This window comes from Candidatus Avelusimicrobium fimicolum (genome assembly GCF_021632165.1).
GTDB classification, from domain to species: Bacteria; Elusimicrobiota; Elusimicrobia; order Elusimicrobiales; family Elusimicrobiaceae; genus Avelusimicrobium; species Avelusimicrobium fimicola.
This window is the reverse complement of the sequence record NZ_JAJWTS010000004.1, coordinates 119,485-127,150: the sequence shown is the minus strand read 5'-3', so window position 1 is coordinate 127,150 and position 7,666 is coordinate 119,485. Positions and strand designations below refer to the sequence as shown.

5 protein-coding genes are annotated in these 7,666 nt (G+C 47.9%); 4 read left to right on the top strand and 1 reads right to left on the bottom strand.

All coding sequences use genetic code 11. The features are described 5' to 3' along the window. Positions 1 to 69: 69 nt before the first annotated feature. Together ACQY2K_RS03125 and ACQY2K_RS03120 are read left to right on the top strand one after the other, a co-directional pair. Entirely contained in the window at positions 70 to 579 is a 510-nt protein-coding gene (locus ACQY2K_RS03125; protein WP_428040715.1) for a type IV pilin protein, read from the top strand. Between the two features lie 169 nt (positions 580 to 748). Then, a complete protein-coding gene (locus ACQY2K_RS03120) occupies positions 749 to 1,435 on the top strand; it encodes a hypothetical protein (RefSeq protein ID WP_177746509.1) in 687 nt (228 codons plus the stop codon). A 70-nt stretch (positions 1,436 to 1,505) separates the two neighbouring features. Here ACQY2K_RS03120 and ACQY2K_RS03115 read toward each other — a convergent pair whose 3' ends face one another. Beyond that, positions 1,506 to 2,627 (bottom strand): deoxyguanosinetriphosphate triphosphohydrolase family protein, encoded by a 1,122-nt coding sequence (locus tag ACQY2K_RS03115; RefSeq protein WP_428040714.1) that lies wholly within the window; start codon positions 2,625 to 2,627, stop codon positions 1,506 to 1,508. 53 nt (positions 2,628 to 2,680) lie between these two features. On the opposite strand from ACQY2K_RS03115, the gene coaD reads away from it, so the two are divergent. Together coaD and ACQY2K_RS03105 are read left to right on the top strand one after the other, a co-directional pair. Beyond that, complete coding sequence (coaD, locus tag ACQY2K_RS03110) at positions 2,681 to 3,163, top strand: pantetheine-phosphate adenylyltransferase (RefSeq protein WP_428040713.1); 483 nt, start codon at positions 2,681 to 2,683, stop codon at positions 3,161 to 3,163. 363 nt (positions 3,164 to 3,526) lie between these two features. Beyond that, complete coding sequence (locus ACQY2K_RS03105) at positions 3,527 to 7,282, top strand: MFS transporter (RefSeq protein ID WP_428040712.1); 3,756 nt, start codon at positions 3,527 to 3,529, stop codon at positions 7,280 to 7,282. The last annotated feature ends 384 nt before the right edge of the window (positions 7,283 to 7,666 follow it).

Below are 7,666 nucleotides of genomic sequence, written 5' to 3'. Positions count from 1 at the left end.
ATCTGCCGTATAAAAATGTGTATAAAAGGCCGTTTTGCTCAAATATAAAGGCCTTGCAAAGGAGATAAAATGAAAGAAAAAAGAAATGGCTTTACCCTTATTGAACTATTAGTCGTTGTACTTATCATTGGCATTTTGTCGGCGGTGGCTTTGCCGCAATATACCAAAGCGGTCAATAAATCGCGGTTGAGTGAAGCGTGGACGACATTAAAAGCGATAAATGATGCTTGCAAAGTTGCAAATTTAGAAACAGGTAAACCTTTGTACCAAATCACTTTTGACGATTTAGCGGTTTCTTTTACTGATGTTACTGGGCTCCCGGCCACTGGGCGTTCTTTTAGGGGAAAGAATTTTACTTATTTTTTGGATTCCGGTTATGAAAGGAACAGTGCCTCTTTTGCCACTCCTGTTACGGGGGAAAATATTACTTTTAATATCGCAGACGGACAAAGACTTTGCCGTGGACTCTATAATGTGGCGGCTTGTAAAAAATATGGCTTTTCCCGAGGAGGAGGGGTAGGTTGCACTTCTGGGTCAGGGGCTTATTTGCAAGAAGGTAGTACTTGCTTTGTGGAATAATTTTCTTTGGATTAGACTATACAAAATCCCCAGGTATATGCCTGGGGATTTTTATGGGGCCTATAAAAAAGATAGGTCCAAAATGCCTGAAAAATGGGTCCAAAGACCCTCGTAAATTTCCACTTAAAAATAGATACTTAAATAAGAAGGATGTATAAGGGGATAAAATATGAAAAACTTTCTTTTTATTTTAGCGGCTTGTTTGATGGTTTCGCTGGTTAATGCGGCTCCCGCAGCCCAGCCTCGTCCGCAGTTGAACAAAAAATTGCAGGCCGCCGTGCAAGCGGCCGCCCAAAGGCATCAAGGTTCCGTAGATTTGGACAAAGAAGATGATTTCGGCAATACGCCCGTTTTTGCGGCAGCCCAAAAAGGAGATGCCAAGGCTATTGCTTCCTATATCAAATCCGCCAAGAGCGGCGATTTCCTGCTTAAAACGGGCAAAAACGGCAATAACGTATTCCACGTTGCCCGCAACAAAGACTCTTTTTTGGCTTTGGCTTATGGTATCCGCCATTTTTATCCGCGTGAATATCAAAAGCATTTGCACCTTTTAATGAACCAGCGCAATGAGGCTGGGGAACTCCCGGTACAAACGCAAATTAATTACGGGCGTGCGGATATGTTTTTTGCGGAAATTCCCTATACCGATTTGTACAAGAGCATTATGAATATTAAGAGCAAACTTTCCGCCGGCGGAATTGTGGCTGATGTGGCGCAGACTGAGGCCGCCGAAGTGGTAAAAATGAGCAAGGATAACAGCGGCCGCACGATTGCACAAGCCGCGCGCGATAATGCTTCTGTCCCGGGTATGGATAAAGTGGTTGCTTTCTTTAACGAAAACGCTTCCTACCTGTAAAAACTTTTTATCCCCTGCACCTCCGGTTCCCCCACCGGGGGTGTTCCTTTTTATGAAATTTCGCAAATACTTAACTAAAAAACTTAATGGAGTTAGGCAAAATAACGTCCTCCATTACGCTTAATGCAAATGAATCGGTCATTCCGGCAATATAGTCGGCGATAATTGTATCAATTTGCGCGGGGTTTTCTTTATATATGTTTGTCATAGAGCGCATATATTTGGCAAAATTCTTAGCGGTGGTTTTGCCTTCTTGTTCGTATGCCTCGTAGTCAAAGTCGTAGCGCTTAAAAATCGTGCGGAAATAATCAAACAAATCGCGGATACATTTGTCTATGGTTTCCTTGCGCTGGCGCATTTGCTCGTTGTGGTAAATGCGGGTATAGTTAAATTCGCGCAATTGCGAAATCAGCCCAAATTTATCAGCCGAAAAGCCAATGCAGTCTTGATCCTTGGAGTGGTTAATTAGGTCCAGGGTCAGCGTGTTGATAATTTCCCCGTTAGACGTTCCTATTTCTTCGCGTACATCTTTGGGAATATCGTTGGTGGTGATGAGGTCTGCCTTTACGGCGTCCTCAATATCCCGCCCTAAATAGGCGATTTTATCGGACAGACGAACAATGCACCCCTCATAAGTGGATGGCATATGGTCGCGCCCGGTGATTTTTTCCAAATCGTTCGGCACCGCAGCGGGGCGGAGTTGGTTGTTGGTAAAATCTTCGCCGCAATGGCAGATGATTCCGTCCTTTACCGCAAACGTTAAATTCAAGCCTTCCCCGTAGTTGGCTAAATGTTCCACCACGCGGTAACTGTTAATTTCGTGTAAAAAGCGTTTGGGACGGATACAGGCATCTATGGCGCGTTCGCCCTCGTGCCCGAAAGGGGCGTGTCCGATATCGTGGCCCAAGCCGATAGCATAAGCCATATCTTCGCTTAATTGCCAGTTGCCGCTTTTGTTAAGCCCCCGGCAAATGGTAGCGGCTATGGTCGCTACGTGGAGCACATGTTCTATACGGGTACAAATGTGGTCATTGTTTGGGGCAAAGAATACTTGGGTCTTATGTTTCAGGCGGCGAAACGGCAGAGAGTGGATAATTTTTGTCTGGTCGCGGAAATATTCATCCCGCAAATCAGGATGATGCGGATGTGTGCGCTGTAAATAAATTTGATCGCTAAACGGATTTTTTATCATAAAATTATGATACCATAATATAGAACTTATATAGAAGTGTTAAGGAGCCTTTTATGACTATTGCGGCCGTTTATGCAGGCACATTTGATCCCGTTACGCTGGGGCACGCGGATATTGCGCGCCGTGCGGCGCGTGCGTTCGGGGCGCTTGTGGTATTGGTAATTCCCAACGGAAACAAACAACCGTTGTTTAGTCCGGCGGAACGGGTGGCTTTGTTAAAGGAAACTTTTAAGGACGAACCGTTAATCCGCGTGGAACAGGCGGAAGGATTATTGGCGGATTACCTCAAAAAAAACAATCTGCATATTTTGGTGCGCGGGGTACGCGGTGCGGCGGATATGGAACACGAACTGACAAACGCTTATTATAATAAGTTGTTTTGCCCCGGGGCCGAAACAGTTTTCTTTCCGGCCCGTCCCGAATACGCTTTTTTAAGTTCGTCTGCGGTGCGCGAAGCCGCCGGCTACGGGGGGGATATTTCTTCCTTGGTGCCGCCGTGTGTGGCAAGCGCCTTAAAAGACAAGTTGGACAAATAGACATAATCCAAAAGACTTATATAAAAAATGGGTCTTTTGTTCCGTTGTGCAAGTTGGCAAAGTTTACTAAAATATAGGTGGAGACGGATAAAAGGAGTTTTAGATGTACTGCGCCAAAGACCAACAATTTGTGTGTCAGTGCTCGCCCCTGCAATTTTTAGCAATAAAAGAGGGGGGCGTGTCCGCTTTCCCTAATTCCCTAAAAATTTCCCGTATTCAATCAGCCATACCCCCGGAAATATGCCTGCCCAAGTGGCAGGGCCTATTTTTATATAGGGCTAAAAAACCTAGGACTTCTAGGTCTTTTGGCCCTATTTTTTTTGCGAACTTTTTCCAATAATTAAGGGAGAGGAGAACCTTATTATGAAAACAACCCTGTCGCTTGTACTCAGTTTTTGTATTCTATTTAGCAGCGTTTCCCCATCGCTGGCGCAATCTTTGCCTGCTAAGGCCGGCAAAGGATTTGCCAAGCAAAGCCAGACCGTTGGCCAGGTGGTGAAAAGAGTCGCCGTTGTTCCCAAAGTAAAATTGCCGTCCAATGCACAGGGGTATTCTGCCGGAGCGCGCGTGGGCCAAATGGTTCCCAATCTCCTTCCCGGTACGGTGGTGGCCCCTAATGCGGGTTCTGTGCAGGCTTCTTCCGAATTAATCCACTCTAAACTTGCGGCGTTAACCTCTCCTCACGCTTTGGCTGTTGGCGAACTGACTGATGGTTTGCCCGGTCCTATTTTTGCCCAAACCTCTCCGACGGTTCGCGCGGCGGCTCTGCGCTCCCAGTTTGTTACGTTTTACTTGCACGGTAACGCCAACTTGGCCCAGCAGGCCGAAGCCGTTAAATTTTACCGCACGGAATTGGAAGTATTGTCCTCCTCCTTTGCCAAACTTCCCAAAGGGGACGAACGCTCCGTTTTATTGATTGCCTCCAATAAGCAACACACTAATTATAAGGATGTTTTAAATTGCCATCACGCGTTGTCCGATGCGGCGGCTTTGGGCTTAGTGGGCACAAAAGCCGATGCCCCGGCCTTGATTAATTTTTATAAGCAAGCCGTAAACTCTCCCTTTGAAAAAACCGCGGAAGTAATTGCTGCCCGCGGTTTGTTGCGTCAAGGCGCTTATATCCAGTTACAGGAACTTGCCACCCTTACGGGGGCCAAAGGTCCGTTCTGGCAGAATTTAACCGCTGTGGCGCAAGAAAAAGGTTTGCCCGTTCAAATTACCGCTGTAACCGGTGAAGCCGCTCCTGCGTCCTCCGATATGGCCCGCTTCTTGAAATTGGGCTGCCCGCAAAACGTTTTAAATGCTGATATTTCCCGCCAGGCCACCCGCGATTGGTTGGAATTAGGCACCGCTCCGGCCGCCGAGCCTGTTGCCCCGGCGACGAAAGCGCAGCCTGCTGCTTCTCCCAAAGTGGAAATGCCGAAAGTGCAGTTGCCGGGAGCGGATTTGGCCTTATCTCCCACGGCTGTACCGACCGCCGGCGAAGCCGTAGTCGAGACCGCCGCGGTACCCGCTGAAACGAAGAGCACGGTGGAATTTTTTGGACGCTCCGAAAATGATAATTCTGGTGTAATGTACAGCGGTGTGCCCGTTTTTGCTATTGGAAAACTCTTTAAGAAAGGTGCGGCTTGGCTCAAAAACCGTTTTAGCAAAAAGGCTCCGGAACCCATTTATCACGAGCCGGGCTTGCACGATGCCACGCAAATTAGCGAGGTTTATTCCAATCTCCGCTCGCCCGAAGCCCCGGCCTCTGCTGATGAATTAATGGGAGCCGGCGAAGAAGGCCCGGTCCCGGTGTCGGAAAAAGGCTTTAAATTAACCCGCGTGGACGAAAACGGCATTGAACGCATTTTGCCCGTCAATTTGGAAATCAGCAACCGCTTCCGCGTAAAGGGTTACAACCGCGTGGCTTTTGCCTTAACCCCTAATTTTAAACACGGCTATGTGGCTGAACTGCGCAACCAAACCCAGCCGCCCTTGCGTATGGCGCACTTCTATATGCGCTTACAAGCGGACCAGGTGGGTTCTTTGGTTGATTTGGTGCGTGCCGCCGGGATGACCAAATTTAGTTTGAAACTGGAAAACCGCCCGGATGTGGTGTACCAAGCCGCTACCCAACAGGTAACTGATGCTGCCACAGGTGCTCTTTTGCCCTTGGAAGTAACTCTGCCGGAAAAAAGCGTAGCCCACGGCGAAAAAGTTGTGTTGTTGCCGGAAGGCAACTTGGCTTTACAAGGCGCGGATGGAAAAATTCACCACTTGTCCCGCTTTTATGTGCGCTTACCTAAAAACCAAATCGGCAAGTTTGTGGAAATTTTACGCCACAGCCCGACCAAATTTAATGTGTCTGTACATCCTACCCAAAACCGTGCGGACTTAATCGTGCGGGATGCTTCCTTGACGAACGTCAGTTTGGGTAAAACGATGGGTCCGGTGGTAAACGGTGCGCTTGGTATTGACGTAAGTGCCGCCAACGGTATGATGTTCGGTATCAACTATGTATTGCCCGGGTTGGCCTCTTTGTTGACCCCTGTACTTAAAAAATATGGCGAAAAGAACTTAATGGTTGTTTCTTTGGCTATGTCCACTGCTGCCGGCGCCTTGGCTACGGCTGGCGGATTCTACGGATTTGTAGAGGGTATGGCATTAAGCCCGGTACAGAAAGGTTTGTTCATTACCGCCTTATTCTTAATGAGCGGTTCCAGTATTTTGAAACAGTTGGTTTCCAACTTGCTTATCCGGGCCAACCGTGGGGAAGTAATTTTGAACGCGGCTAAGGATGCTTTAAAAACCGCCGAAACGGAAATGTCCGTTGCGGAAAAACAAGGTTTTGCAAAACTGGGCGAACGCGTAAAGGAATTTTTTACCAAAAAATCCGAGGTCAGTTTGAAAGATATCGTACTGTACAATTTAAGTTTCGTGTACAAAAACGTAGGTACGCTTGCTTTCTTGGCCTCTCCGTATTTGATTAATCACGGTATCCAACTGGCGACCGGGGTGGATTTGGGTCTGGACTATTCTATCAGTTTCCCGATATATGCCGGTTACAGCGGTTGGGTGGCCTGGAAAGTCTGGCGTGCTAAACTGCGCGATGCGTATTCCGCCAAAAACTTGGAACAGAGCCAAAAAATGTTGCAAGGTACGCTGGATGCGGGGGCCAAAGTATTGGCCGAAGCAAAAGGAGAAGTGCCGTCCTTGGTTATTGACGAAGTGGCACGCGGATTTAAAGATTCGTTAGATGCGTGGGTGTTTGCCAACGTGAAAATGGATTCTTCCAAGAAAGCCAGCGATTTGTATAAAGGTGCTAAGGCGGAATTGTTCGCCGGATTGGAAAAACAATTAGCCGAACAATATAAGGTCCCGGCCGACCGCCTGAACGACTTGGTCCACAAGGTTAAACACTCTGTGGCGGTACAGGAAAACACGCTTGGTAATATGGGCAAAATGTTAAAAGCCCCGGGTGTGGCGGCGTTGGCCTCGGCAATGACGTTGGCTACGATTCACGAGTTCGTCATTTCCAGTTCGTTTGCTACTTCTATGAAATCGCTTATCAGCCAAGGCGAATTTGCAAACTTCCTGATTGCCTGTTCGCTCTACTTGCCGTTTATCGTAGGCCGCTTGGGCGGTAACGTGGTAAGCCGCCGTATTAGCCCCGATACCATGTACATCCTTTGCTCTTCCTTGTCTGCCTTGGGTACAGGTATGATGGCTACCGCGGGCGACAGTGTGACGCAAACGATTGCGGGTGCGGCCGTAGCCAGTTTGGGCGTGGGTAACTTCTTTACTCAAATGTACGACTACATTATGAACCGCTACCCCAAACAGAACCGCGAACTGTCCTCTATTTTGGCTTTAACAATGGCCGTAGGCGGTTTGGGGGCTATCCCGGCGGGGTACTTGGCTTCTATGAGCGGTGCTGGTGTTCCGATGGATTTGTTATATGCGGGTACGATGTTAGGAGCCAGTTTGCTTTTAACACCCGGTATGATGAGCAACTCCTCGTTAGTAAAGGGCGTGAAATACGAAGCCGGCCGCTTGTGGAAGAAGGTAAAAGGCGTATTTAAACGCGATAAAGGGGCCACTCCTACGAATTTGGATAACGCGGCTCCTGCCAACTAATAAGGTAAATTTTAGAACAACGCCCCGGGTATTTTTAGTGCCCGGGGCTTTTAATTTTATATCTATACTAAATTATCACCCTTGTCCTTTTGTTGTTATCCCGGAAGGTTTTTATCCGACTGTTGTCGTTGCCTTTGTGTTAATTTGCAACATTAAAAAGAGTGTTGTCCAATTAATCAACTGGGCGCGGAAAGCCTGCCGCCCGCAAGATGTTGCTCTTTGGGCAAGAAAAGAGCGACCCTGCAAACAGAGTCGCCCGATTATTCAGTAGAGTGCGGAAAATCTGCCGCCCGCAAGATGTTGTGCTTTGGGCAAGAAAAGAGCGACCCTGCAAACAGAGTCGCTCAATTATTCAATAGAGTGCGGAAAATCTGCCGCCCGCAG

Bases quoted from the DNA above. Each gene is read 5' to 3' on its own strand.
- ACQY2K_RS03125 (WP_428040715.1), top strand. From the start codon at position 70: ATGAAAGAAAAAAGAAATGGCTTTACCCTTATTGAACTATTAGTCGTT.
- ACQY2K_RS03120 (WP_177746509.1), top strand. From the start codon at position 749: ATGAAAAACTTTCTTTTTATTTTAGCGGCTTGTTTGATGGTTTCGCTG.
- ACQY2K_RS03115 (WP_428040714.1), bottom strand. From the start codon at position 2,627: ATGATAAAAAATCCGTTTAGCGATCAAATTTATTTACAGCGCACACAT.
- coaD (WP_428040713.1), top strand. From the start codon at position 2,681: ATGACTATTGCGGCCGTTTATGCAGGCACATTTGATCCCGTTACGCTG.
- ACQY2K_RS03105 (WP_428040712.1), top strand. From the start codon at position 3,527: ATGAAAACAACCCTGTCGCTTGTACTCAGTTTTTGTATTCTATTTAGC.